The sequence below is a fragment of the Sphaerospermopsis torques-reginae ITEP-024 genome (assembly GCF_019598945.1).
Taxonomy (GTDB): Bacteria; Cyanobacteriota; Cyanobacteriia; order Cyanobacteriales; family Nostocaceae; genus Sphaerospermopsis.
Genome location: NZ_CP080598.1, coordinates 4,777,620 through 4,804,135 on the forward strand (window position 1 = coordinate 4,777,620; position 26,516 = coordinate 4,804,135).

22 protein-coding genes and 1 pseudogene are annotated in these 26,516 nt (G+C 38.0%); 9 read left to right on the top strand and 14 right to left on the bottom strand.

The window, feature by feature from the left end; genetic code table 11:
* Positions 1–157: 157 nt before the first annotated feature.
* Positions 158–1,513: a UDP-N-acetylmuramoyl-tripeptide--D-alanyl-D-alanine ligase gene (locus K2F26_RS22215; protein ID WP_220609523.1), complete on the bottom strand. Its 1,356-nt coding sequence runs from the start codon at positions 1,511–1,513 to the stop codon at positions 158–160.
* Positions 1,514–1,923: 410 nt separating this feature from the next.
* Here K2F26_RS22215 and K2F26_RS22220 point away from each other — a divergent pair, with 410 nt between their 5' ends.
* Both K2F26_RS22220 and K2F26_RS22225 read left to right on the top strand, forming a co-directional pair.
* Positions 1,924–3,258: an ATP-binding protein gene (locus K2F26_RS22220; protein ID WP_220611986.1), complete on the top strand. Its 1,335-nt coding sequence runs from the start codon at positions 1,924–1,926 to the stop codon at positions 3,256–3,258.
* Positions 3,259–3,551: 293 nt separating this feature from the next.
* Entirely contained in the window at positions 3,552–5,222 is a 1,671-nt protein-coding gene (locus K2F26_RS22225; protein WP_220609524.1) for a tetratricopeptide repeat protein, read from the top strand.
* A 519-nt stretch (positions 5,223–5,741) separates the two neighbouring features.
* Here the strand turns inward: K2F26_RS22225 and K2F26_RS22230 are convergent.
* The 3 genes from K2F26_RS22230 to K2F26_RS22240 form a co-directional block, all read right to left on the bottom strand.
* Positions 5,742–5,879 (bottom strand): hypothetical protein, encoded by a 138-nt coding sequence (locus tag K2F26_RS22230; protein ID WP_187039622.1) that lies wholly within the window; start codon positions 5,877–5,879, stop codon positions 5,742–5,744.
* Positions 5,880–6,165: 286 nt separating this feature from the next.
* Positions 6,166–7,077 carry a histone deacetylase family protein gene (locus tag K2F26_RS22235; RefSeq protein ID WP_220609525.1) on the bottom strand — a complete coding sequence of 304 codons (912 nt, stop codon included), beginning with the start codon at positions 7,075–7,077 and terminating at the stop codon, positions 6,166–6,168.
* Positions 7,078–7,156: 79 nt separating this feature from the next.
* Positions 7,157–7,315: a hypothetical protein gene (locus K2F26_RS22240; protein WP_220609526.1), complete on the bottom strand. Its 159-nt coding sequence runs from the start codon at positions 7,313–7,315 to the stop codon at positions 7,157–7,159.
* A gap of 726 nt (positions 7,316–8,041) precedes the next feature.
* Here K2F26_RS22240 and gyrA point away from each other — a divergent pair.
* Both gyrA and lnt read left to right on the top strand, forming a co-directional pair.
* Positions 8,042–10,630: a DNA topoisomerase (ATP-hydrolyzing) subunit A gene (gene gyrA, locus K2F26_RS22245; RefSeq protein ID WP_220609527.1), complete on the top strand. Its 2,589-nt coding sequence runs from the start codon at positions 8,042–8,044 to the stop codon at positions 10,628–10,630.
* 4 nt (positions 10,631–10,634) lie between these two features.
* Positions 10,635–12,236 carry an apolipoprotein N-acyltransferase gene (gene lnt, locus K2F26_RS22250; RefSeq protein ID WP_246605453.1) on the top strand — a complete coding sequence of 534 codons (1,602 nt, stop codon included), beginning with the start codon at positions 10,635–10,637 and terminating at the stop codon, positions 12,234–12,236.
* Between the two features lie 110 nt (positions 12,237–12,346).
* On the opposite strand, the gene K2F26_RS22255 is transcribed toward lnt, so the two are convergent.
* Positions 12,347–13,081: an ABC transporter permease gene (locus K2F26_RS22255; RefSeq protein WP_246605454.1), complete on the bottom strand. Its 735-nt coding sequence runs from the start codon at positions 13,079–13,081 to the stop codon at positions 12,347–12,349.
* A gap of 505 nt (positions 13,082–13,586) precedes the next feature.
* Here K2F26_RS22255 and K2F26_RS22260 point away from each other — a divergent pair.
* Together K2F26_RS22260 and K2F26_RS22265 are read left to right on the top strand one after the other, a co-directional pair.
* Positions 13,587–14,660, top strand: a complete 1,074-nt coding sequence (locus K2F26_RS22260; protein ID WP_220609529.1) for a glycosyltransferase family 4 protein — start codon at positions 13,587–13,589, stop codon at positions 14,658–14,660.
* 206 nt (positions 14,661–14,866) lie between these two features.
* The gene (locus K2F26_RS22265; RefSeq protein WP_220609530.1) at positions 14,867–16,015 is read left to right on the top strand and encodes an alanine--glyoxylate aminotransferase family protein; all 1,149 of its coding nucleotides are present in this window, start codon (positions 14,867–14,869) and stop codon (positions 16,013–16,015) included.
* Between the two features lie 189 nt (positions 16,016–16,204).
* Here the strand turns inward: K2F26_RS22265 and K2F26_RS22270 are convergent, their stop codons facing one another.
* The 4 genes from K2F26_RS22270 to K2F26_RS22285 all read right to left on the bottom strand — a co-directional run bounded on the left by K2F26_RS22270 (position 16,205) and on the right by K2F26_RS22285 (position 18,770).
* Positions 16,205–16,762 carry a CBS domain-containing protein gene (locus tag K2F26_RS22270; RefSeq protein ID WP_220609531.1) on the bottom strand — a complete coding sequence of 186 codons (558 nt, stop codon included), beginning with the start codon at positions 16,760–16,762 and terminating at the stop codon, positions 16,205–16,207.
* A gap of 180 nt (positions 16,763–16,942) precedes the next feature.
* On the bottom strand, positions 16,943–17,398 hold the full coding sequence (locus K2F26_RS22275) for a CBS domain-containing protein (protein WP_220609532.1): 456 nt from the start codon (positions 17,396–17,398) through the stop codon (positions 16,943–16,945).
* A gap of 183 nt (positions 17,399–17,581) precedes the next feature.
* Positions 17,582–17,929, bottom strand: a complete 348-nt coding sequence (trxA, locus tag K2F26_RS22280) for a thioredoxin (RefSeq protein ID WP_220609533.1) — start codon at positions 17,927–17,929, stop codon at positions 17,582–17,584.
* 211 nt (positions 17,930–18,140) lie between these two features.
* Positions 18,141–18,770, bottom strand: a complete 630-nt coding sequence (locus K2F26_RS22285) for an adenylate kinase (protein ID WP_220609534.1) — start codon at positions 18,768–18,770, stop codon at positions 18,141–18,143.
* A 105-nt stretch (positions 18,771–18,875) separates the two neighbouring features.
* Here K2F26_RS22285 and K2F26_RS22290 point away from each other — a divergent pair, with 105 nt between their 5' ends.
* Together K2F26_RS22290 and K2F26_RS22295 are read left to right on the top strand one after the other, a co-directional pair.
* Positions 18,876–19,217, top strand: coding sequence for a recombinase family protein (locus K2F26_RS22290; RefSeq protein ID WP_220609535.1), 342 nt, complete (start codon positions 18,876–18,878; stop codon positions 19,215–19,217).
* A gap of 276 nt (positions 19,218–19,493) precedes the next feature.
* Positions 19,494–20,681 carry a CBS domain-containing protein gene (locus tag K2F26_RS22295; RefSeq protein WP_220609536.1) on the top strand — a complete coding sequence of 396 codons (1,188 nt, stop codon included), beginning with the start codon at positions 19,494–19,496 and terminating at the stop codon, positions 20,679–20,681.
* A 183-nt stretch (positions 20,682–20,864) separates the two neighbouring features.
* Here K2F26_RS22295 and K2F26_RS22300 read toward each other — a convergent pair whose 3' ends face one another.
* Positions 20,865–21,968, bottom strand: coding sequence for an aromatic ring-hydroxylating dioxygenase subunit alpha (locus tag K2F26_RS22300; RefSeq protein ID WP_220609537.1), 1,104 nt, complete (start codon positions 21,966–21,968; stop codon positions 20,865–20,867).
* 179 nt (positions 21,969–22,147) lie between these two features.
* On the opposite strand from K2F26_RS22300, the pseudogene K2F26_RS22305 reads away from it, so the two are divergent.
* Positions 22,148–22,595: pseudogene (locus K2F26_RS22305) on the top strand (heavy metal-responsive transcriptional regulator).
* Between the two features lie 55 nt (positions 22,596–22,650).
* Here the strand turns inward: K2F26_RS22305 and K2F26_RS22310 are convergent.
* From K2F26_RS22310 to K2F26_RS22325, 4 genes are all read right to left on the bottom strand, one after another.
* On the bottom strand, positions 22,651–22,917 hold the full coding sequence (locus tag K2F26_RS22310) for a hypothetical protein (RefSeq protein ID WP_246605455.1): 267 nt from the start codon (positions 22,915–22,917) through the stop codon (positions 22,651–22,653).
* Entirely contained in the window at positions 22,918–25,182 is a 2,265-nt protein-coding gene (locus K2F26_RS22315; RefSeq protein WP_220609538.1) for a heavy metal translocating P-type ATPase, read from the bottom strand. It abuts the gene before it with no gap.
* A 121-nt stretch (positions 25,183–25,303) separates the two neighbouring features.
* Entirely contained in the window at positions 25,304–25,498 is a 195-nt protein-coding gene (locus tag K2F26_RS22320) for a heavy-metal-associated domain-containing protein (protein ID WP_096570826.1), read from the bottom strand.
* A gap of 188 nt (positions 25,499–25,686) precedes the next feature.
* Entirely contained in the window at positions 25,687–26,286 is a 600-nt protein-coding gene (locus K2F26_RS22325) for a DUF305 domain-containing protein (protein ID WP_220609539.1), read from the bottom strand.
* Positions 26,287–26,516 lie beyond the last annotated feature (230 nt).

Sequence of the window (26,516 nt, forward strand, 5' to 3'; positions counted from 1 at the left end):
CAGGATTCAGGATACAGAATACAGGATTGAGAATGAATGAGAGTGTTTGAGTCATTATTGATAATTGATGAACAAACTTTCTCCTGTTAATTCCTACTACAAACAAATATTCTGACTCCTGACTCCTGACTCCTTGCAAATTATCAATTATCAATTATCAATTATCAATTGACAATCGCAACTGATTAACAACCTGATCTAATCCTACGGAATGGGCAGCTTTAAATAATAGGCGATCGCCTGCTTGCACATAAGTCTTTAATCTGGTTACTAAATCACTATGAGTAGTAAAACATTCACAAGGAATTCCTTTTGCACTATCAGCAATAATTTCTGCATCTGTGCTATTAACCAAAACCAACAAACCATCTAAATGCAATTTTTGTACCAGTTCCCCAACTTGTTGATGTAATTGTGGGGATCTGTCTCCTAACTCCTTCATTGCTCCTAATACGGCAATTTTCCGCTTTCCTGGTGTATCTGCTAATAACTGTAAAGCTGCTAACATCGCTTCTGGGGCGGCGTTATAAGTTTCATCTAAAATCACAATATCATTAGGTAATGTAAAACGTTGCGATCGCCCTCCTGGCATATTCACAATTACCCCATTTTTTAGGGTTTGCCAATCAATTTCTAATACCTGAGCCACTGCTAAAGCTGCTAAAAAATTAGTCGCATTATGACGGCCAGGTAAGGGTAAAGGTAAACGTATTCCTGCCACTTCTATAGTTTCATTATCCAGTAATTTCCCGCGAATATCCCCACCAGAAAAACCATAACTAATTACTTTCCCCTGCCAAAATTTCTTTGCTGTCTCCATTAATAAAGGACTATCATAATTGAGAATTGCCACACTATCACTAGGCATTTCTGCTAATAACTCACATTTAGCTTCTGCGATCGCTTGTTCTGAACCTAGTAACTCAATATGTGCTGTTCCCACATTAGTAATCACACCGATATTTGGCCTAGCTATTTGTGTTAATTCTGCAATTTGTCCCCTCCCTCGCATGGCCATTTCTATGACTGCAAAATCATCTTCTGCACCCAGTTCTAACAACGTTTTAGGAACACCTATTTCATTGTTGAAATTTCCATAGGTTTTGTGAACTTGTCCTCTAGTTCCTAAAACTGCGGCGATCAGTTCCTTGGTTGTGGTTTTACCTACTGAACCTGTTACCCCAATTACAGGAATAGTAAAGGAATCCCGCCACCATCTAGCAATTTGCTGATATGCCTTGAGGGTGTCGGAAACTTCTAATATAGGTATGTCAGGGTTTTCATTAGTATACTCTACAATGGCGGCAATTGCACCCTTGGCGATCGCCATTTTTACAAACTTGTGTCCATCGAACTTTTCGCCGCGTAAGGCTAAAAACACTTCACCCGGTTGTAAAATCCTGGTGTCTGTTTGGATACCCTTGCTTACTTGAGCTAATGCAGATGCAGATAAATTTACAGGACGGGCTGATAGAACTTCAACCAATTGGGATAAAGTAGCCGAAACAGACATACTGATCATCAATAAAAGTTAATTACCAAATCCTACAATCTTTGAGGACAGAATTGACACTCCCTACATTGTTGACGCGAAACCTAAATAGGGGTTGCTGAGAAAGTCTTTCCGTGAGGGCATAGGAGTCAGGAGTCAGGAGTCAGGAGGAGATTTGAAAATTTCTTTGCCATCTCTTGAAATCCCCAAAAATGCACACTTTTTCCGGTATACCCTTCAAAACCCTTGCACTTTTTTCCTGTTTATCAGCCTCTAACCTTTGATATATCAAGGTTTTAGGTTTATTCAGCAAACCCTAAATCAAAATGTGGTTTATTTACCTGAAAATAGCTGTAATTCAAAATATGAATCTCAGTATTTTCGTGTTAAAATACCGCCAAGTGGTGAGATTTTCTACTAAAATGATTAAAATGACATCAGATTTTCACTTTCTTAAACGGCTATATAACGCTTTTGATCCCTTTCAACCTTTACCTGCGGGAGATCCTGCTTATGTTGACTGTCAGGAAGTGCGGGGAGATGGTGATATTTTGGAAGCAGTAGGGAGAGAGATTTTATATTCTGATAGAAATACCTGTCAACTGTATGCAGGTCATCGTGGTGCGGGAAAATCTACAGAATTATTAAGACTACAACAATTTTTAGATGAAAAAGGGTTTTTTGTCGTCTACTTTCCGGCAGATGAAAAAGATATTGATCCAGAGGATGTTCAATATACAGATATTCTTTTAGCTTGCACTCGCAATATTTTAGCAGCATTTAAAGATAAAACTAATTCACCAGCTATATTAAATTGGTTAAAAGGACGATTTGAGGATTTAAAAGATTTCTTACAAACAGAAATTTACCTAGATGAATTATCAATTGAAGCACAGGTTTCACAACTTGCCAAAATCACTACAAAAATCCGCAGTGAACCCAATGAACGCCGCAAAATTCGCGATTTAATTAATCCCCATACGACTACTTTAACTCAGGCATTAAATGAATTTATTCAAGATGTCAAAAAAAATCTACCTTCAGGATATGACAAATTAGTTTTAATTGCTGATAATTTAGATAGAATTGTTCCTGTTATCCAAGGAGAAGACCGCAGCAACCATGATCAAATTTTTATAGATCGCAATGAACAACTGAAAGCTTTAGATTGTCATTTAGTTTATACAGTACCAATTTCTTTAATTTATTCTGACAGATCATCTTCATTAGTAGATATATATGGTACTCCCCAAGTATTACCAATGATTATGGTACAAACTCCTGAAAATGAACCCTATCCACCAGGAATTAATAAAGTTATTGAAGTTCTCCAAAAACGACTCACTACCATAGACCCTAGTAAATCTATTGTGGATTTATTTGACAACAGGGAATCTTTAGAAAATTTATGTTTAATGAGTGGTGGTCATGTGCGAAATTTATTATTATTAATGAAGGAAGCTCTCAAATACACCAATACTTTACCGATTTCTAAAAAGGCTTTACAACGGTCAATTAGCGAGTTAAGAAATACCTATAAAAATACCATTTACTTTAATGAATGGGAAGCACTGGCAAAGGTTCATCATACTAAGGAGATAGTTAATGATCAACTTTATCGGGGTTTATTATTTAATCGCTGTATTTTAGAATATCGTTATCAAGAACCTGATGGAGAAACTAAATTTTGGTATGATATTCATCCTCTGATTAAGGGTATCAAAGAATTTCAGGATGCTTATAACCAGCTTTACCCAAATGCTTAACCTCTCCCTAAGAGGATGTTTGAAAAGTATCAGAATTAATCGAGATCCCCCCAACCCCCCTTACAAAGGGGGGCTAAATTCCTCAAAGTCCTCCTTTTCAAGGGGGATTTAGGGGGATCTGCGGGTGTCAGATCCCACACGAAAAAGTTTTCAAACAACCTCTAACCCTCTCCTAAAAGGAAAGGGAACAGGGCAAAATTTGATTCCCCAGTTTTATTATTCAATATTGAATTGTATCTCATTGATCTACAATCTACTGTAAGAACAAAATTCTTAAAAAATTCTCTCAAACAATGCCTCTAAAACTAAGTGAATGGGATAATGATTTACCCATAGAACAAGACGAAGAATATCAAGCCTTTCTGCGGACACTGCGGTTTACAGAAGGTTTTGCTTTATTATTTGTTCGCTGTTCTCCTGCTAGTGGTGAACAATTAGTTAATAAAGTTAAAGCAGATATTCATGATCAAAAGATAGAAATTCTCAAATTAAATAAAAATGTTACTAATTTATATGTAGAAGTTGATCAATTACCTAACAAAAATCATATCAATATTTTATTCATTACAGGTTTAGAATCTGCATTGTATAAATATGAAGAAGCCAAAACTTTAGCAGGTTGGAGTAGTCGAGAAACCCATCATTATAGCTGGGAAGGTGTACCACCAATTTTAATTAACATTAACCAGCAGCGAGAAAGATTTAGAGATCAATTTAAAATTTGTTTTGTATTCTTATTACCACAGTTTGCAATTAAATATTTTATTCACCGCGCCCCCGATTTTTTTGATTGGCGTTCTGGTTTATTTGAATTTCCTCTTGATAAAGATAAGCTAGATCAAGAATTAAATCGGATTATTCAGGAAGGAAGTTATGAACAGTATATAAATTTAACTCCAGAAGCAACAAATCAGAAAATTCTAGAAATCATAGAAATTATTGAACATGATCAAATAGAGAATGTTCAAAAAGCTGAATTGTTTTTTGAATTAGGTTATTTACAAAATATTAAACAAGATTATCAATCTGCAATTTCTTCTTTCGACAAAGCACTGGAATTTAAACCTGATTATCACCAAGCTTGGTACAACCGGGGTATTTCCCTACGTAATTTAGGTAGGTATGAAGAGGCGATATCTTCCTACGATAAAGCACTGGAAATTAAACCTGATTATCACCAAGCTTGGTACAACCGGGGCAATTCCCTAGATAATTTAGGAAGGTATGAAGAGGCGATATCTTCCTACGATAAAGCACTGGAAATTAAACCTGATTATCACCAAGCTTGGTACAACCGGGGCATTTCCCTAGATAATTTAGGAAGGTATGAAGAGGCGATATCTTCCTACGATAAAGCACTGGAAATTAAACCTGATAAACATGAAGCTTGGAACAACCGGGGCATTTCCCTAGATAATTTAGGTAGGTATGAAGAGGCGATATCTTCCTACGATAAAGCACTGGAATTTCAACCTGATGATCATGAAGCTTGGAACAACCGGGGCATTTCCCTAGATAATTTAGGTAGGTATGAAGAGGCGATATCTTCCTACGATAAAGCACTGGAATTTCAACCTGATTATCACCAAGCTTGGTACAACCGGGGCAATTCCCTCTATAATTTAGGAAGGTATGAAGAGGCGATATCTTCCTACGATAAAGCACTGGAAATTAAACCTGATGATCATGAAGCTTGGTACAACCGGGGCAATTCCCTCTATAATTTAGGAAGGTATGAAGAGGCGATATCTTCCTACGATAAAGCACTGGAAATTAAACCTGATTATCACCAAGCTTGGTACAATAAAGCTCGTGTTTATGCCCTACAAGGTAATATTGAAAAAGCAATTGAAAATCTACAAACAGCAATTATTTTGAATCCTGATACAGTTAGAGAATGGGCAAAAACTAACTCAGATTTTGATGCTATTCGGGAAGATGAACGCTTTCAAGCTTTATTTTAAAATGATCCTTAGAGGGTGTTTGAAAAGTTTTGGATCGTGATTTTAGGCACTTCATGATAGCGAAGCGTGGCGTAGCCATTTCCCCCTAACCTGCCTTAAAAAGGAGGGAACTAGAGTCAACGTCCCCCTTTTCAAGGGGGATTTAGGGGGATCTATAAATATTTGATACACCATCAGCGACTTTTAAAACATCCTCTTACCGTCTCCAATGAGCAATCATTTGTGGACTCGTTGAACCAAGAACCCCCGCACCTTTAGGTCGTGAGTGTCAAAAATAAGCAGGAACGGAATTGTTTAACCTTTACAAAACTATAAGTTTACAAAACTTCATCTAAAATTATGTCATGAGATCCCCGACTTATGGAAGAAGTTGGGGATCTGCGTGTAATTTGTGCTACTTCCAGGTCAAGAAAGCAACGCTATGATACTTGAAGAGTTTGCTGTTCCCACATTGAGGGTGAACAGACACATGAAAAATTAAAACTTTTGCTTTGGTGAAAGACACCCAAAGGTGTGAATTTAGTGTTCTCCTGTTTTTTCAATTGTTTCAATAACTGCTAAACCTATACCAGAAGCTGCAATTAACAAGACTGCTGAGATCAGATAGGCACTGGTCAGCATTCGGAGGGCTTCGTCAAAAAAAATGTAGGTGGTCATCTGTTCACCTTCTGAACTTTAAGCGGCTACTAGTGTTATTTAGTGTAATTTTTTTCTTCACACCCTGATAGGTCAATCTCGGTGATTAATTCCTAGCAATAGTATCTTAACAAAACTTTAGCTATTTCAAAACCCCATGACAAAATTTTCTAGCTAAAGATTTGAGGAAATTAACCCAGATTTAGTTAAAACCTATATGACAAGGGAACAGGGAACAGGGAACAGGGAACAGGTTTTTGGATATTTTACTTTTCGTTACATATTTCGGTTTTTTCTGTTCACCTAGTTACAAACAAGCTTGAATTGTAGCAGTTACTGATTTTGATAATGATGGTAAATCATAACCACCTTCTAACCCAAATAAGATTTTTCTAGTTACGCCTAAACAATATTGAGTAAATAAACCAAAATCTTCGGGTTGCAAATTAACACTTGCTAAAGGGTCATCTGCTACAGCATCATAACCAGCACTAACAATCAATAAATCTGCATGAAAGTTGTTTAAAAACGGTAGTATTTTGTATTGCCACAAAAGTTGATAAATGCTGATATCACTACCGGGAGGTACAGGAAAATTTAACACATTATTATGAAAACCTTTTTCAGAACTTCTCCCAGTGCCAGGATAAGCAGGATATTGATGTAAAGAACAATAAACAATTTCTGGGTGATTTTCTACTATGGCTTGAGTACCATTGCCGTGATGTACATCCCAGTCTAAGATGGCGACACGGTTGATACCTGGTTGTTGTAAGGCATATAAAGCGGCGATCGCTGCATTAGAAAATAAGCAAAACCCCATTCCTGTATTACTTTCTGCATGGTGTCCCGGTGGACGTGCTAACACAAAGGCGGGATTTTCTCTACTTAAAACCTCATTCACCCCATCTAACCAAGCACTTACAGCTAATAAAGCTACATCATAACTGCGGGGGGAAACTGGGGTATCTCCATCTAAATAACCACCACCAGTAGCAGCAATATCTTTAAGTTTTTGAATGTATGTTGCAGTGTGGGCGGTTTTTATCCAAGACATTAACTCCTGTTTGACTGGTGTGGGGGTTAACCAGTGGATTTTTTGGGCAAAGTCAGCAGTTTTTAAAGCCTTGACAACCGCACTTAAACGTTCTGGTCTTTCTGGATGATAACGTCCAGTTTGGTGGTCTAGAAATTCATCGGAATAGATAATTGGTAGCATGGGTGGGAACAGGAAAATACTGAATGTAATTCTAGCCTGACTGTTCGTTGCTGTAACCAGTTATGATTTTTTCTGTACTTCAATCTAATGCTAACAAGCGAGGAATTGTTTCTAATTTAGCTTTAAGTTTTCCTTTTTCTCTGCCTTCTTCTCTACCTTCTTCTAACGCTTCTTGATCAAATCGTGTTTGTTTTAAATCACTTAATCCAAACATAGCTTCAATTTCCTCCTTGTTCATTCTTGGAAACTTTTAAAATAAGTCGGGTTTGCTGATAGCGTAGCGTGGCTTTAGCCATATAAATCCGAAAAATTTACAGGTAAAGGGTTTTAGCTATTTTTACTTTCAAAAAGTACCAGCTTTTATGAGGTGGCAAGTGAAAAACCCTGCACTTACAGCAGTTTTCATGTCTTTAGACTACAGTAAGGGCGAAGCATTCGGATGATAGTCTTAGGTAAAAACCGATAATTAATTGTCCGAATGCTTCTCCCCTACATTGTTGACGCGAAACCTAAATCAAAATGTGGTTTATTTACCTGAAAATAGCTGTAATTCCTACATAAAGAAAAAATCGTTCCTATCCAACTCTTGAAACTGTCACCGTGGCGTAGCACCGTGGCGTAGGCTATCAAACATCAAACTGATTTTATTCCTCAATCCTCAATCTTGAATTTTTAATTCTGAATCCTCAATTATTAGCTTCATTTTTTTAATAAAATCTTGAATTTGTGAATTTATGATTTGATAATTATTCTGACTCCTGACTCCTGACTCCTGACTCCTGACTCCTAAATTCTTACTTTTCTCTGATATGATCTTTTTGTTTGACTGTCTTTACCACAAACGGGGTCAATATATGTTAGAATTATAGCAAAATATGACAATTTTTCAAGATTAATTTGACATAATTTTGTATTTTGTCAAGTACAAAGGCTAAAATCTACGTTTTTTGGAGTTTTGCGGTTTATGACAACCTCACAGGAGAGGATTATCCCGACGGATTTACGACAAGAAATGTCGCAATCTTATCTAGAATACGCTATGAGCGTAATTGTCGGTCGGGCGTTACCAGATGCTAGGGATGGCCTTAAACCTGTACATCGTCGCATCCTCTACGCTATGCACGAGTTGGGTTTGCTGCACGATCGCCCGTTTAGAAAGTGCGCCCGTGTGGTGGGGGAAGTTTTGGGTAAATATCACCCCCACGGTGACACGGCGGTATATGATGCTTTGGTACGGATGGCGCAGGACTTTTCCATGCGATCGCCTTTAATCAACGGTCATGGTAATTTTGGTTCTATTGACAATGACCCACCGGCGGCAATGCGTTATACAGAGTGTCGTCTACAAGCATTAACCAGTCATTCATTATTGCAAGATATTGAAGCTGAAACTGTAGATTTTATTGATAACTTTGATGGTTCTCAACAAGAACCCACGGTTTTACCTTCCCGTATTCCCCAACTATTACTGAATGGTTCTTCGGGAATTGCGGTAGGGATGGCTACAAATATTCCTTCGCATAATTTGGGAGAATTGATTGATGGGTTAGTGGCATTAATTCATAACCCAGAAATAAATGATACTCAATTGATGCAGTATGTTCACGGTCCTGATTTTCCCACAGGGGCGCAAATTCTGGGAACATCAGCCATTAAAGAAGCATACACCACCGGACGGGGTTCGATTACTATGCGGGGTGTAGCGACCATTGAAACTATTTCAAATCGCAACCGCCCAGACAGGGAAGCAATAATTGTTACTGAGTTACCCTACCAAACCAACAAAGCGGCATTAATTGAAAAAATTGCCGAGTTGGTGAATGATAAGAAAATTGATGGTATTGCAGATATCCGAGATGAGAGCGATCGGGATGGAATGCGGATCGTAATTGAATTGAAACGCGATGCTTATCCCCGTGTGGTTTTAAATAACCTTTATAAACAAACTCCATTACAATCTAACTTTGGCGCGAATATGTTGGCGTTGGTAAATGGAGAACCACAAATACTCACCCTGAAAAACTTCCTCAACGTCTTTTTAGATTTTCGCATTGAAACTATTAACAGACGTACCCGTTACCAACTGAGAAAGGCAGAGGAAAGAGATCATCTATTACAAGGTTTATTAATTGCCTTATCTCATTTAGATGCAATTATAAACCTAATTAGGAGCGCCCCAGATGCACCCACAGCAAAAGGTGAATTAATTAGTAGCTATGGACTTTCCGAAGTTCAAGCGGATGCAATTTTACAGATGCAGTTGCGGCGGTTAACAGCCTTAGAAGCTGATAAAATTCGCTTAGAACACGAAGAATTGCAAGTACAAATTGCAGATTTGCGGGATATATTGGATAGAAGGGAACGGGTACTGGAAATTATTGAAACCGAAATTACCCAAATTAAAACCCAGTTTGCCACACCGCGACGCACAGCGATCACCCATGCAGAAGGGGAAATAGATGATATTGACTTGATCGCAAATGAGAAAGTTTTGATTTTGGTGACACAACAAGGTTACATCAAACGGATGCCCGTGAATACCTTTGAAGCCCAAAACCGAGCCACCAGAGGTAAAGCCGGTGCTAAAGTCAAAGATGATGATACCATCGAGCATTTTTTAACCTGCTGTGATCATGATAGCGTGTTATTTTTTAGCGATCGCGGCGTAGTTTACAGCCTCAAAGCATATCAAATACCAGAAGGTTCACGCACCAGTCGGGGTACACCCATCGTCCAGATGTTACCCATACCCAAAGAAGAAAAAATCACTTCCATAGTACCCGTAGACGAATTTAGCAGCGAAGAATATTTAGTCATGCTCACGAAAGGTGGTAACATCAAGAAAACCGCCCTGGAAGCATTTAGCAACATTCGCGCTAACGGGTTAATAGCCATCTCCTTAGAAGAAGGCGATCATTTGCGTTGGGTGAGACGTGCCAAAGCAGAAGATAGCGTCATCATTGGTTCAAGACAAGGAATGGCTATTCACTTCCGTTGTGACAACGATCAAATGCGTCCATTAGGTAGAGCAACTCGTGGAGTTAAATCAATGAAACTCAAAGCGGGTGATGAACTGGTAGGAATGGATATATTACCTGCTGCCATTCTTGCAACCTTAAACACAGATGCAGAAACGGAAATAGAAGAAGAAACCGTTGACATAGAAGAAACCGCAGAAAACAGCGAAGAAACCGCCAACAACAGCGGTACAGGTCCCTGGGTATTGATCATCACAATGGGAGGCTATGGAAAGCGCGTACCCGTAGGACAATTTAGACTACAAAACCGCGCCGGACAAGGTATCACCGCCACCAAATTCAAAAACCGTAAAACCAAGGATCAACTAGCAACCCTGCGAATAGTTAACCCCGACGAAGAGATCATGATGGCCACGAATCGCGGTATTATTATCCGCCAATCTGTAAATGCAATTTCCGTACAATCACGTACAGCAACCGGAGTGAGAGTACAGAAACTCGATGAAGATGACGCAATTACCGGAGTAGCAGTAGTTCCCCCCGATGCTGGAGATGCTGAAGATTCCGCCGAGTAAATTTATGAGGGAGAAGTTAAAATACTTACTCCCTTACATAGTAGCTTTAACTAGCGGGGCATTGATGGGGGTGACAGTCGCCCCCGTTGGTGCTTGGTTTTTTGCTTGGGTTGCCCTTGCACCCCTGTGGGTAATAGTTGTTAAATATACTAATAAATCCCTGCCCTCTGCCTTTTTATGGGCGATCGCCTATCATGGAATAGCCCTATCATGGATCACAGGTATTCACCCCATGAAATGGTTAGGTGTACCTTGGTGGCCGAGTTTATTTATTACCTTATTTTGCTGGTCATTTATTAGCCTGTGGGGAGGTTTGTTAGTCTCTCTTTGGGCGTTTTTGATGGTGCGGTTAGATAAACAAAAGCCTTGGTTAAGGGTGTTAATTGGTACTGGTTTATGGTGTGGTTTGGAAAGTTTGTGGAGTTCTGGATCTTTATGGTGGAGTTCTCTTTCTTACACCCAATCACCGCATAATTTGGTAATTTTGCATTTGGGGCAATTTTCTGGACCGAATACGGTAACGGCGGTTATTGTGGCGGTTAATGGTTTGGTTGCGGAGTCTTGGATATATAATCTCACGCAAAGACGCAAAGGCGCAAAGGAAGAAAAGAAAGAAAAGGAAGCAAAGGAAGAAAGAAAAAACTCTGTGTTATCTGTGTCTCTGTGGTTCGTTAATAAATATTTAATTTCAGCTACAATACTGTTAATTATCTCCCATTTTTTGGGGTTTGTTCTTTATTCTCAACCTTTGAATAATCATGAAAATACAGCATTAAAAATAGGCATCATTCAAGGTAATATTCCTAATGAAATTAAGTTGCTTCCTCAAGGATTTAGACGAGCAATTACAAACTATACTAATGGATATTTAACATTAGCAAATCAAGGTGTTGATGGGGTGTTAACTCCTGAAGGTGCTTTACCTTTATATGAACGTAATTTTCAAAATACTCCTTTGTTAAATGCGGTGAAGGATAAAGGGGTTGTAGTTTGGATCGGTGGTTTTGGTGAAAGGGGGAGAAGTTATACTAATAGTTTATTTGGGGTAAATGGTAAAGGGGAAGTTACTAGCAGATATGATAAGTCAAAGCTTGTACCTTTGGGGGAATTTGTTCCTTTTGAAGAAGTTATTGGGGCGTTAGTTCAACGGTTATCTCCTTTGGATGAACATCAAGTACATGGGGCAAAAAATCAAGTTTTTGATACTCCTTTGGGGCGGGTTATTGTGGGTATTTGTTATGAGTCTGCTTTTTCGGAAATCTTTAGATATCAGGCTTTTAATGGGGGTAAATTTATTTTAAGTTCTTCTAATGATGCCCATTATACGGCAGCAATGGCAGATCAACATCATGCCCAGGATATCATGCGAGCAATTGAAACTGATCGATGGGCTGTGAGGGCAACAAATACCGGTTATTCGGCTTTTGTCGATCCTCATGGGAGAACTTTGTGGAAGTCAGGGTATAATAGTTATGAAACTCATGCGGAAATTATTTATCCTCGGCAAAGTCAGACTTTATATGTGCGTTGGGGTGATTGGTTGATGCCTTTGTTGTTGGTTTTGGGATTTTTGCGGTGGTTTGTAGGTAATATCAAATCCGGTTAAACGCACATAGTTTCAATGTTTCAATCTCTTAACAAAAAGGTTTGTAGCTGATTTTGAGTGTGTTTTTTAGACGGATTTGATATTATTGGTAATTGGGTAGTGACTACGAATTATGAATTATTTTGTTTCTCTCCAGAAGCCCGAATTAATTCAGCTACAACCGCCACGGTAGCGGTAATAGAAATTAACATGACGCTGAGGGCGTTAATATCTGGTTTGACTCCAGTTCTGATGCGGCTAAATATTTCCATTGGTAGGGTATTAGAACCGCTACCTGCTGTAAAACTGGAGATGAGAAAGTCGTCTAAACTGAGGACGAAAGCTAGTAAACAACCAGATATAATACCTGGCATTAATTGGGGTAAAACTACTTTAATAAAGGCTTGAATAGGGGTTGCACCTAAGTCTAGTGCGGCTTCTTCTAGGTGGGGATCGAGGTTATTAAGTCGGGATGATACTACTAAACCGATGTAGGCTAGGCAAAAAACTATATGTGCAGCTACAATTGTCCAGATGCTTAGAGGTATGGCAAAAGCAGCTAAACAAACAAGGGTAGAAACTGCGATCGCAATATCAGGAATTAATAATGGTAAATACGATATACCACGATACAATGTTTTTCCTGGAAAATTATAACGTGCCAAACCTACAGCCATCATAGTTCCCAAGACTGCGGAAACAGCAACTGCACTACAGGCTACTAGCAAACTGTTTTTTAAAGCTGATAAAATGCGAGCATCTGTGAATAGTTTTTGATACCATTCTAGAGTGAATCCTTGCCAACTTGCGCTGTAAGGTGACTGGTTAAAGCTATAAAATCCTAGTACCAGGATAGGCAGGTACATAAACAAAAATACCAGTATTGAAAAAACTGCCTGCCATGTCATAGACTTTTTTTTGCTTGAGTGAGGGATATTCATGTTTATATTTAGTTCTTAATTTATTGTATTAGATTATATCATCGTCAGGAGTCAGGAGGTTTTTAATTATAAATGATGAATTATCAATTATCAATTATCAATTATCAATTATCAATTATCAATTATCAATTATCAATTATCAATTGATTAAAAAACGTACTTCTGTAGATCACTGCTACAAACAAATATTCTGACTCCTGACTCCTGACTCCTGACTCCTGACTCCTTGATCTCCTGACTCCTGGAAATCCTGACTCCTTCAAATTACTAATTTACCTCTAAAGTAGAGGAAAATATCCCTACCTAAGATAGACAAAAGATATCAAAGCTCCAGCATAAGATTGTGAAGCTAGTAAAAGTATTAGGTTAATATTTACGAGTTTTTTCTCTGTATTTTTCCAGCAACTTCTTAATGGTTAGGGGGTTAATAATGAGAATTGCCCAGGTTGCTCCACTGTGGGAGAGAGTACCACCTCCAGCTTATGGTGGAATAGAATTAGTCGTGGGTTTGTTAACAGATGAATTAGTCAAAAGAGGACATGAAGTAACATTATTTGCATCAGGAGATTCTCTGACTCTGGCTAAGTTAGTATCAGTTCATCCGCGGGCTTTAAGATTGGATAATACTGTCAAAGATTACAGTATTTATGAATTGCTAAATCTAGCCTCAGTTTATGAACAAGCGGAAAAATTTGATCTTATTCACTCTCATGCAGGACACACACCTTTAGCATACACAAAGTTGGTAAAAACTCCCACAGTTCACACATTGCATGGTATTTTTACTTCTGACAACGAAAAAATCTTTAAATATGCCAAAAAACAGCCTTATGTGAGTATTTCTGATGCCCAAAGAGAACCCAGGTTAGGGTTAAATTATATATCAACAGTGTACAATGGAATTGATGTTAGTAGTTATGAGTTTTATCCTCAACCTTTAGATCCACCATATTTAGCATTCGTGGGCAGAATATCGCCAGAAAAAGGCACACATTTAGCAATTCAAATTGCCAAAAAAACTGGTTGGCAGTTGAAAATAGCAGGTAAGATAGATAGAGTGGATATAGAATATTTTGAGCAGGAAATTAAACCCCAGATTGATGGTAAGCAAATTCAATATTTAGGTGAAGCTAACCACGCAGAAAAAAATACTATCATGGGTTCTGCTTATGCCACTTTATTTCCTATTACTTGGAGAGAACCATTTGGTTTGGTAATGGTAGAATCAATGGCATCGGGTACACCTGTAATTGCGATGCGAATGGGTTCAACTCCCGAAGTAATTGCTGATAAACAAACAGGTTTTCTTTGTAATAATATTCAGGAGTGTATTGAGGCTATTGAGCAAATAGAAAGATTAAACCGTTATGCTTGTAGGCGATATGTAGAAAACCATTTTAGTGTCAAACAAATGACTGATGGTTATGAAGCGGTTTATAAACAAATTATCACAGAGAAATTGGCTGAAGAGAATGGATATTTTCGTAATAGTTTAGTTTATTAAGTTCATTGTCAGAATTAAGGAGTCAGGAGTCAGTAGGGGCAAACCCCCTGTGGTTGCCCTCTGGAGTCAGGAGTCAGGAGGCAGGAGAATGGCTAAGGCCAGGCATTAGTGGAACTTTGGCTTTAGTGATACGCTATCGAAGAGCCAGAACTGAAGAGTAAAATTGGCTTGATAGCTATTAATTACCGTCTAGCCTCACAAAAATTATGACATCGACAATTTCTATCAACGACAGTCAAAAGTTACAACTTTCACCTTTAGAAGTTCCCAACCGTTTATTACTAGGTCCTGGTCCTTCTAACGCCCATCCTGCGGTATTACAGGCTATGAATACCACTCCTTTAGGGCATTTAGATCCGGCATTTTTAGCATTGATGGATGAGATTCAATCTTTGCTACGCTACGTTTGGCAAACGGAAAACCCCCACACGATCGCCGTCAGTGGTACGGGTACAGCAGCGATGGAAGCAACTCTAGCTAACACTGTAGAACCGGGAGACGTAGTTTTAATTGGTGTTGCTGGTTACTTCGGTAATCGTTTGGTAGATATGGCGGGAAGATATGGCGCAGATGTACGCACTATTACTAAACCTTGGGGACAGGTATTTTCTGTAGATGAAATTAAAACAGCGTTAGAAACTCACAAACCGGCAATTTTAGCATTAGTTCATGCAGAAACCTCCACCGGCGCACGTCAACCTTTAGAAGATGTGGGTGAGTTGTGCCGCAAACATGGAACTTTGTTATTAGTGGATACTGTCACCAGCTTGGGTGGTGTTCCCATTTTCTTAGATGAGTGGGGTGTGGACTTAGCTTATAGTTGCAGTCAAAAAGGTTTAGGTTGTTCTCCTGGTGCTTCTCCTTTTACCATGAGTCCCCGTGCAATGGAAAAGTTGCAGAAACGGGAGACTAAAGTTGCAAACTGGTATTTAGATATGTTGTTGTTAGGAAAATATTGGGGTAATGAACGCATATATCATCATACTGCACCGATTAATTTATATTATGGTTTGCGGGAAGCTTTGCGTTTAGTGGCGGAAGAAGGTTTAACAAATTGTTGGCAACGTCATCAAAAAAATGTTGAATATCTTTGGCAAAGATTAGAAGAAATTGGTTTAAAAATGCACGTTGCTAAGGAATATCGTTTACCAACTTTAACTACTGTTTGTATTCCTGATGGGGTAGATGGAAAAGCCGTAGCAAAGCAGTTATTACTAGAACATAATATTGAAGTTGGTGGCGGCTTGGGAGAGTTAGCGGGTAAGGTTTGGCGTGTGGGTTTGATGGGTTTTAATAGTCGTCCTGAAAATGTGGATCGGTTGGTTGAGACTTTGCAGCAGGTTTTGGGTAAGTAGGGTGTTTAGGGTGGGCATTTTGCCCGCCAAGATCATGATTTTTTCACACCAAGATCCAAGGAAGGATGCAAAGAGGAAAAACTTTTTGATCCCAGAATCCCTACCCTGATAGAGTAGGGAGGATATCAAATAAGTCAAATAATTGAGCAGATGCGATCGCCTGGATTGATATCACATCTGATTCAATAGTTAAGACTCCATCTTTTCCTTGACTAACCGCTGATCAGATGCCACTGCCAGTAGTTCTTCTACAATATCCCAAGCTGCTGCACATTCACGAGAAGTATCTCCTTTCACTGCACAAATTCTTCTAGCTTCTTCCCGTGCAGCTTCTATTTCATCCTCAATAAATATGGGTTTTGGATTATCAAACAAATCACTTTTTCTGAGGATATCAGTAATTGATATAATTCCTAACAACTTACCTTTAATTACAGGAGCGCGACGAATACGTGTATTGGCAAACAATCGCGCTACATACTCTACACCAAGCTCAGGATTGACTACAATACAAGGCTTGGTCATAATCTCGTAAACTCGCACTTGTTTAGGGTCTTTACCGTAAGCGGCTACTTTATAAACAATATCAGTTTCTGTTACCATGCCATAGGGATCGTTTTCTGTGCGTGGTTCCACAACTAAAGAACGTAATCCTTTATATTTCATCAAATCCACTGCTTCTGCTACTGTTGCTGAACCACGAATTGTAATCACTTCTGTGGTCATTATGTCTTCTGCTTTCATCATATTTTTATAATTTCCTGTCAATAGTTGGTTGGTTGGAAAATTGGTTGGAAAAATTGTTCGGGTTAATTTGCGGATGTTGATGATTTTTTTCACTCATTCCTTAGATGTTTTCAGATTTTGATCTTTGGTAAATGAGTGTAGTTACCTGTGCAAAAAGTACAAAAAAATGAATTTTGACGTTTAATCTTCGTAAATTCTTGCCTCTGGAGCGTCAGGAAATTCTTCACAATACATTTCAAAAGTGCTTTTGGGATTTTCCACAAAGTCACTTTTTCTGAGGATATCAGTAATTGATATAATTCCTAACAATTTACCTTTAATTACAGGAGCGCGACGAATACCTGTATTGGCAAACAAACGCGCTACATACTCTACACCAAGCTCAGGATTGACTACAACACAAGGCTTGGTCATAATTTCATAAACTCGCACTTGTTTAGGGTCTTTGCCATAGGCACCAACTTTATAAACGATATCAGTTTCTGTGACTATGCCATAGGGGTCGTTTTCTGTGCGTGGTTCGACAACGATAGAGCGCAGTTTCTTATCTTTCATCAGTTTTACTGCTTCTGCTACTGTTGCTGAACCACGAATTGTTACCACTTTTGTGGTCATTATATCTTCAGCCTTCATCATGGTTGAAATCCTTAAAGCAATGAGTATGAATCTGTGGGATTTTGATTTGGTAAATGTTTAAAAATGAGGCTGAGTAGACTATCTGAACACCAGCATTGACTCCTCAGAAATCTCTAAAACCGTTTTAGATGTGGTAGAAGTTCTAAAACTGGTTGGTAATGTCAGGAGAAACCAGAACTTGGTTCATTTTTGAGTCGCTTGTGGGTAGTTTTTGAGTATATTGGTTAAAGCTGCGCTGAATTTTTCATAAGGAGCTATACCAACAATTGTTTCCAATAAGTCACCGTTCTTGAAAAACATAACTGCGGGAATACTGCGGATACCTAATTGTTTGGCAACATTTGGATTTTCACCCACGTCTAATTTGACTACTTTGGCAAGACCTTTGTATTCATCAGCGAGTTTATCCATCAAAGGACTAACCATTTTACAAGGTCCGCACCAAGTTGCTGTGCAGTCTAGTACAACTATTTCGTTATCACTTAATAGTGATTTGAACTCTGTTTCCTGGATATATTCAACTGTTGTCATATCAACTCCTTGTTTAATCTTTTTCAATTTTGATTGGTGGTTGTGAAAGGGAAAACAGTAAAAGATAAGGTGGGATGGCAATGAGTTAATTTCTCTATTGAGAAAAAACTGAGATCAGAATTGCTGTAACCTTGATGAAATAAAAGTTTCAGTCTTTTAATTTTTCTTTGCTTACGCATAAAATACTCGTTTTTTCTGCTTTGTTTTGATGTTACGCCGATAAAATTTGTGGTTCTTGGTTGATTAGTCTTTTGCTAGTATTCAAGGTTTTTTGGTGAATTGTTAAACTCAAATCAGAAAAAGAAGTTTGTAAAAAATGAGTCACTATTTCCACAGGGCGATCGCCATTAATCACTGTTAAACATCCTTGTTGGCGATAATGCTGAATTACGGGTGCAGTATGCTCTTGATAAACTTCTATTCGCTTACAAATAAGTTCAGGTTGATCATCTGAACGCCCCCTTTGCCGCAACCTTTGTACCAAAACATCTGTTGGCACATACAAGCTGAAAACTCGGTCATAAGACTGTCCTAAACTTGCTAATAGTTGATCAAGAAACTGAGCCTGGGATAAATTACCGGGAAATCCATCTAATATCCAACCCCGTTGAGTAGATGAATCAGTTAAGCGTTGGCGGATGAGATCAAAAATTAAATAGTCTGGAACTAATTCACTTTTTTCTACATACGCTTTTGCTTTCAAGCCTAAAGCAGTTTGATTAGCGATCGCCTGACGTAATATTTCACCAGTGGAAATATGCGGAATTTGCCATTGGCTGGACAGTATTGCCCCTTGTGTACCTTTGCCACTACCCGGCACTCCTAGCAAAATCAATCGCATTCCAACACCCCCTATCTTGAAAAGCCTGAAAAATCTGACTCATTTACCAGCAATCACCAGTAATTGATGTACCATGTTGACAGAGGTAATTAAATTCTGAAAACAATGGCTGCTGAAGAATCGAAAGACCACTCCCTCTGGGAAAAACTCAACCAAGCCCGGAAAGCAAAAGCTGCCAGTGGCGGCTATGCTGGCTATGGTTCACCCGCTTTTGGTCAGCAATCAGTTAATGGTGAATTAGTAGACAATCCCGCTGAACAACAGATTATTGAATTAATTCGCCGTCATCACAAGTCAGGAAAATCACTACCACAAATTTCTGCCTGGCTCAATCAGCAAGGATATACCACCAAGCGAGGACATCAGTGGCAACCTGTATCCGTGAAAAGGGTTTTAGACAGGCTTTATGGCAAAATGCAACGAATTTCTGGCATGGGTGAGGACTGATGTAGATATTGCCTCTCAATAGAGCCATATACCTCATATATCTTCCTTTTCCTCTCCAGTTACCTGACCATCTGCCCTTGGATATGCAAGTTTAAATCTTTAACGGTAATTTACCTTTTAAAGCTTATAACCTTTATATAGCGAGCTTTTCTCCCATTTATCTTTTACATCTCTCGTATTATATCTATATTTTGCAGAATTTAATATATTTATTGCTAATAAATTTACAAAACTTCATAATTAGTTTTATCATCCATAATCTATATCTAATAATCTATGCAAATTGATGATCCACTCATTGGCGTTCCCTGCTTGGAAGATGCAATAGATAAGCAACCACTGGTGGTTGCACCCCATACTTCCCTGATAGAAGTTGTAAATTTAATGAATCAGACACGAGGTAATAGTTGCTTATTATCGGATTTTGATGCAGGAATTACCTTTAATTCCATGCAAGGTACACGATCTAGCTGTGTACTCGTCATGGAAAGGAGGGAGTTATTAGGTATTTTCACAGAACGAGATATTGTGAGATTTACGGCTGCGGGTACGGATTTTGCTAGGGTAAAAATAGCTGATGTCATGGCGCATCCAGTAATTACCCTGTCAGAAACTGCATTCAAGGACATCTTTGCCGCACTGTTTTTATTTCGTCGGTATCGTATTCGCCATTTGGTAATCGTCAATGAACAGAAAGAGGTATTAGGAATTATTTCCCCAGAAAGTATTAGACAAATTTTACGCCCCACAAACCTACTAAAAATGAGGCGCGTGTCAGAGGTAATGACAACCCAGGTAATCCATGCACCACCAACAACTTCTGTACTCACCTTAGCGCAGATGATGGCAACTCATAAAGTGAGTTGTATAGTCATAACCAAAACAGACTCCTGGAATAATATTCTGCACGCTGTTAAGCCTGTAGGCATTGTTACCGAAAGAGACATTGTACAATTTCAAGCATTGGGGTTAAATTTAGGTCAAATTGAGGCAAGAACAGTGATGAGTACACCCTTGTTTTTGCTAACTCCAGAAGATTCCCTATGGTCAGCCCATCAAGAAATGCAGCAGCGGCGAGTACAACGATTAGTTGTATCCTGGGATTGGGGATCAAAGTTAGGAATAGTGACTCAAACCAGCTTGTTGCGGATATTTGATCCCTTAGAAATGTATGGAGTCATAGAAACTTTACAGCGAAATGTAGCGCAATTACAAGCTGAGAAAGCAGAATATCTCAGTAACCAAACTAATTCCCCAGAATCACCTCAACAACCAGATTGGCAAATACAACCACAACATCCTGTTCCCAAGGAAAACTTAAATACCCTGATTTCTCTGTTGGAAAGCAGGATAGAACATTTGATCAAAAACCCGAATCTATCCACAGAATTACAGCAAATGTATTTAAATTTAGCAATAACGGACATTGACAAAATGCGCCATTGCCATCGTTCATCGACATAACTCCTCAATACCCTGTTCATCCTCAATACTCTGTTCACTGGCATGAATAGAATTTTCAATTCTGTTTGATCTTATACTATTTTAAAATTTTGTAGTCGTTATACTCAATACTAAGGTTCTACCTGGGAATTGATGAAGTGGCAAAACAAACCACTTCATTTTTATTGTGAAAATGGTGAATTTTCAATCATTAACTAATTCATCGTGCCATTTTTCCCGTTTTGGGCGTTTCTCTATTTCTCTCACTTCACTGTCATTCATTCTATCTATATACCAAGTTCCCCATTTTAAAGCTTTTTGTCTTTCTAAATGGTCAATAAATTGAATTATGGGTTGATCTAGGTCAATAGGAGATTTTAAATTAAACTGAATAGTTTGAAAAATTTTGTTGTCGTCTTTGATAAAGTCTTCAGCCACAAATTTACTCAGCCATAAAACCAAGCGATTGTGTAATCTACCGAAAATACCCAAACGTTTTTTAGTCATTAATATTGTCATTATTTCTGCTCTACCCGCTTCTATTAAACGGGAAGCAAATATAAGATTAAATTGTAAAAAATCTACACTAATTGTAATCATTCCTGTCGTGCCATACCAATAACAAAGATGATAATGAACAGGTTTTTTATAAAAGGAACGAATCAATTTCATTAACCAGTAATCAGGAGTTGAGTGAGTAGTATTAGTAAAAGTAATGGCATTTTCATTGATTTCTTGTTTTTCAAAATTAAATTCTGATAGTAATTTATGAACTGTGTTAAAATGTTGAGCATCAATAGCATTAATCATAAAAACATTAGGGTGACAGTTGGTGATAAATCTTGCACTCAAAGCACTTTCAGATTCTTCCATTTCCAACTCAGGAATAAACGGTAAAGGTTGTTGAGGTGTTTCTCCTGTCCAAACCCAAATTAAACCATATTTTTCAGCAGTAGGCCAACTTTTAGCTTTAACTTTAACAGGTTCTTCTAAACAAGGAATTTCTACACAAAAACCTTCAGAATCAAATTTCCAGTGATGAAAAAAACAGCGTATTTCATTACCTTCTACTGTTCCTTCTCCCAGATGAGCGCCAAAATGAGGACAGTAAGCATCTAAAATCACAGCTTGTTTATCTTCACCACGATAAATTACTAATTCTCTACCCAAAATTGTCACGGGTTTAACTTCACCAACTCGTAACTTTTTAGAAGGTATTACCCAATACCAACCTTCAATAAAACGTTCTGGTTGATTGAAAATTTTAGGTTTTCTAGTATAGTTCAAATTTGCTGAATTGACGTTCATTTTTAGATTTATACTTATAGTCAAGGGGGTAATCTAGAAATATCACACCCAGCAAATAAAAACGGTTATTTTCGGTACTTCATTGGTAATTGGTAATTGGTGATTGGGTAAGATTGTTAACCTATTCCCTATTTCCCATTCGTATGTTATCATCAAAACAAGAGTTGGGAAAATCTGCTGTGTTAATTGAAGATAAACAACTACTTTTAATAGGTCAGGTAACAGAAAAAAGTGGTGTTCCTATTAGAACAATTCGTTATTATGAAAGTTTAGGTTTGATTCAAGCATCAGCATTATGAAAGTTTAGGTTTGATTCAAGCATCAGCACGTACTGAAGGAGGTTATCGGCAATTTTCGTCTGATGTATTAACTCGATTATCTTTTATTAAAAGAGCGCAACATTTGGGTTTAAGTTTAGAAGAAATTAAAGATATTTTGGAAGTTTATGATCACGGTAAACCCCCTTGTTGTGAAATTCAAGAAAAACTGCAAGCAAAGTTATCACAGATTGATCATCAAATTGAGCAATTATTAACTTTACGCTCAGAAATTAATCAATTACTTTCCGGTTGGCAAAATACAGAAATCAAACCTGAAGATAGTATTTGTCCAATTATTCAGAAATAAATTTGGTGATTGGTAATTGGTAATTGGTAATTGGGTTATTAAACTCCCTATCTTCCTACCTTCCTACCTCTGATTTCCCGAAAATAAACCACCATAATTCTAAACCTATTAAACCTAAACCAGCAATAGTTACTGCAAATTTTAATTCTAAAGGTTGCTGAATTATTTGAAAATGTTTATTTTGATTATGTTGTGAATGTGAATAGGAATTTTCTGCTTTTGCTGGACTTGATGTTAATAACATTAAACAAGCAAGACTTACCCACAGGATTTTTTGATTGAATTTTTGATTGAATTTTTGAGTTAATGTTTTATTTAACACTTAATTGACTCCTGCTTGAAACTTACGTAATCTTAAAGCATTGCTAACTACAGAAACGGAAGAAAGTGCCATTGCTGCACCTGCAAGAATGGGGTTAAGTAACCAACCGAAAATAGGGTAAAGAATACCAGCCGCAACAGGGATACCAATGATGTTATAAATAAAAGCAAAGAAGAGATTTTGCTGAATATTATTAATGGTAGCGCGACTAAGTTGAATAGCGGTGACAATTGCTTGCAAATCTCCAGAAATTAAAGTAATATCACTTGCAGCGATCGCCACATCTGTACCTGTTCCAATAGCTATTCCTACATCTGCTTGCGCTAACGCTGGTGCATCATTAATACCATCCCCCACCATGGCGACAATTTTAGATTTTGGATTTTGGATTTTGGATTGTAATGATTTTACAATAGCAGCTTTTTGATCAGGTCTGACTTGAGCAAAAACTTGAGAAATACCAACTTGATGAGCGATCGCTTCCGCAGTAGGTTGATTATCTCCTGTTAACATTACCACTTCTAAACCCATCTTTTGCAATGTTTTTACCGCTGCTGTTGAGGAAGGTTTTAAAGCATCCGCAATACCCATTATTCCTGCTAATTCTCCATCAACAGCCATTAAAATGACAGTTTTTCCTCCGGTTTCCCAAGCAATTTTATATTCTTGCAAAGCATCGGTATTAATTGCTAATTGATTTAACCAGTATTCTGTCCCAATTTGCACTGAATGATGATTAACAATACCTTGTACACCACAACCAGCAACAGCTAAAAAATCCGTAACCTCTGTTAAATTAACCTGTTGAGATTCGGCATATTTTACCACAGCTTCCGCTAGAGGATGTTCAGAATTTCTTTCTACAGATGCAGCTAATTTTAATAAATTCAATTCATTTTGATTTGCTGTACCTTTAGCAGTCACAAAATCTGTAACTGTGGGTTTACCTTGAGTTAAAGTCCCGGTTTTATCAAGTACAATAGTTTTAATTTTATGTGCTAATTCTAAACTTTGGGCATCTTTAATTAAAATACCATTTTCCGCACCTTTACCAGTTCCTACCATTATAGAAGTAGGAGTAGCTAAACCCAAAGCACAAGGACAAGCGATAATTAAAACACCCACCATTGTAATCAGAGAAAGGGTAAAATTACCTGTAAAATTAAACCAAATCAAAAAAGTAGCGATCGCAATAGCAATAACAGCAGGAACAAACCACCCTGTTACCTGATCTGCTAATCTTTGAATAGGAGCTTTAGAACCTTGAGCTTCTTGGACTAATTTAACAATTTGTGCTAAAAAAGTATCCTTACCTACCCTAGTTGCTCTAAATTTAAAACTACCAGTTTTATTAATTGTCGCCCCAATAACTTCATCACCAGCTTGCTTTTTCACAGGTAAACTTTCACCCGTTACCATCGCTTCATCAACCATTGAATTACCATCAATTACTTCCCCATCAACGGGAATTTTTTCCCCAGGACGCACCAAAATTATATCATTAATAATTACATTTTGAATAGGAACATCAATTTCTTTTCCATCCCGCACAACTCTAGCTGTTTTTGCTTGCAAACCTATCAATTGTCTAATAGCTTCTGAAGTTTGTCCCCTAGCACGATGTTCCAAAAACCGCCCCAACAAAATTAAAGTTACAACCATTGCTGCAACTTCATAATAAACATGAGTTTCTAAACCTTGGGCAATAAAAAAACCTGGAAACAGCGTCACAAATAAAGAATAAAAATAAGCAGCACCAGTACCCAAAGCAATTAAAGTATCCATCGTGGCGGTGTGGTGTTTTAAAGACTTCCAACCATTTCTAAAAAACGCACCTCCACACCAAAACTGCACCGGAGTTGTTAATATTAACTGCAACCAAGGATGATGTAAAAAATCAGGAATAAAAGGTAATTTTAATCCCGTCATCATCGGTAAAGAACCGACAAACAGAAAAATGCTAATTATCCCCCCTGTCCATAATTTAAGCTTTAATTCTTGTTCTTCTGCTATTTTCTGGACTTGTTCCATATTATCTTCACCCTGTGCTTCTGCCATAGCAAAAGATGAATAACCAGCATCTTCAATAGCAGCTTGAATTTCTGTTAAATTAGTCTGTTGTGGTTCATAATTAATAGTTGCTTGTTCTGCACCAAAATTAACATTGCAATCAATCACACCAGGAACTGCAAGTATAGCTTGTTCCACATTATTAGCACAGGAAGCACAACTCATTCCTTTGAGTTTGAGAGTAATATTATTCATAATTTAGAGTAGGGAATAGGGAATAGGGAATAGGGAACAGGAAAAGGCAAAAGGCAAAAGGCAAAAGGCAAAAGATAAATATTCTCCCCCTGCTTCCCCTGCTTCCCCATCTCCCTAACTATTAAGCAGGAGGATAACCAGCAGCAGTTAAAGCTTCTTTAATAGCAGTTTCTGAAGCTTGAGTATCGACATTGACAAGTTTGGTTTTGGGATCAGCTTCCACGTTAGCGTTAGCATCTACGGCTTTAACTGCATTGGTAATATTGTTGGCACAAGCAGAACAAGCCATTCCCGGTACTGTAAGTTTGATTGTCATAACTTTAAACAAGAAAGTGAAAAAATCAAGTGAACAAAAAATTAAGATTCAACTGATACAGCAGTTTCGAGGTAAATGAGGTACAAGGTTAACAAGCAGGATGCCTGTTCCACAAGGGTTTTATGATTTGAATTTGTACCTCACTGGTATGAAATATGCTGTAACTGATAACTGATAACTGTCACCTGTCACCTGTCACCTGTCACCTTTTCTAACTGCTGCAATTTCTCCAGTTGGGCAGTTTGCGTTTTGATGATAGCTTGAGCTAAATTGCGAATTTGTGGCTCATTAGCATTTTCAGCAGCTTTCTTTGCCATCTTCACTGACATTTGTTGATGATCTATCATCCGCCGCAAAAATTCCTGGTCAAAGTTGGGGGCATTTTCTAAAGATTCTAAACTCATCATTCCGCCCATACCACCCATACCCATACTCATACCCATACAATTCATTGTACCGGCAGGAAGTTCTGCGCTATATAACTGTTTGTGCAAAGCTTTTAACTGGGCAATTTCTTTAGTTTGCTCGGTTTTTATCTCAGTAGCTAATGCTCTTATTTGCGGATTTTTTGCTTTTTGTATGGCTAAATCTGCCATTTGCAAGGTTTTTTGGTCATGGTGAACCATCATGTTTAGAAAACGCTGATCTCCCTGTTGTTGGGGCATGGTGTTTGTCTCACCCGCAGGGGTAGAAGGCGAGTTTTGCTGTTGTTGTGCTTGTACGCTAGGAGTTAGGGATATAGCAACAAGTAAACCTAAAAGACCAAAATTGACTGATTTGTTAAGCATAGCTTTTGCTCCTTTCGCTTCTCAAGGAAGGTTTAGGGCATTTCTGCCAAAAATCAGCAATTTGTTTTGCTTATGTTACCAATTTTTGGCTGAGAGTCCTGTTGTGTTGTTAAATTTATCCTAAACCCTCTAGTCCACTAGAGAGTCTAGATTTATTTTACAAATCTTTAAATTTTGGTAAATCTTAACTAAGACATTAATATCCCTTGGATTATTCAAATACACATATT